The sequence below is a fragment of the Curtobacterium sp. MCBA15_005 genome, from assembly GCF_001864855.1.
In the GTDB taxonomy this organism is placed as follows: domain Bacteria; phylum Actinomycetota; class Actinomycetes; order Actinomycetales; family Microbacteriaceae; genus Curtobacterium; species Curtobacterium flaccumfaciens.
This window is the reverse complement of the sequence record NZ_MJGL01000047.1, coordinates 1-698: the sequence shown is the minus strand read 5'-3', so window position 1 is coordinate 698 and position 698 is coordinate 1. Positions and strand designations below refer to the sequence as shown.

The window sequence follows — 698 nt, the reverse complement described above, 5'->3', positions numbered from 1 at the left end:
GATGATCCTCGGCTTCGCCGCCGCGGCCGTCATGGTGATCGCCGCGTTCCGCGGTCGCATCACGCGTCGCAAGTACCAGCTCGAGAGCGAGCCGTTCGCCTGGTTCATCGTGAAGACGGCGTTCGGCGCCGTGCTCGTGATCTACGTGGCACTCCTGCTCGCCAGCTACAACGGCACCCCGATCGTGCTCGTCGTGCTCGGTGCCCTCGTGGTGATCTACTCGGTCGTCATGCGGAGCGCGGTGTTCGGCCGCCACATCTACGCGATCGGTGGCAACGCCCTGGCCGCGCAGCTGTCGGGTGTGAAGACGAAGCGCGTCACGTTCCTGCTCTTCGTCAACATGGGTGTCATCTCGGCCCTGGCGGGCGTGGTCTTCACCGGCCAGCTCAACCTGGCGGCACCGGGCGCTGGAAACGGCTTCGAGCTCGACGCCATCGCCGCCGTCTTCATCGGTGGTGCGGCCGTCACCGGCGGCATCGGCACCGTGCCGGGTGCGATCGTCGGTGGTCTGATCATCGGCCTGCTGAACAACGGCATGTCGATCCTCGGTGTCGGCACCGAGTTCCAGTCCCTGATCAAGGGTCTGGTGCTGCTCGCCGCCGTCGCGTTCGACGTGTTCAACAAGCGCCGGGCGGCGTCCGCGCGCAAGTAGCGGTTTCGCGCGTGCGCGTTCGCTTGGTGAGCAGAAACGGTCGGGT

1 protein-coding gene is annotated in these 698 nt (G+C 66.8%); it reads left to right on the top strand.

Annotated elements, in window-relative coordinates:
• Positions 1-652 (top strand): ABC transporter permease subunit (locus BIU89_RS13565; protein WP_441294456.1); only part of this gene is annotated, 652 nt, incomplete at its 5' end.
• Between the last annotated feature and the right edge of the window lie 46 nt (positions 653-698).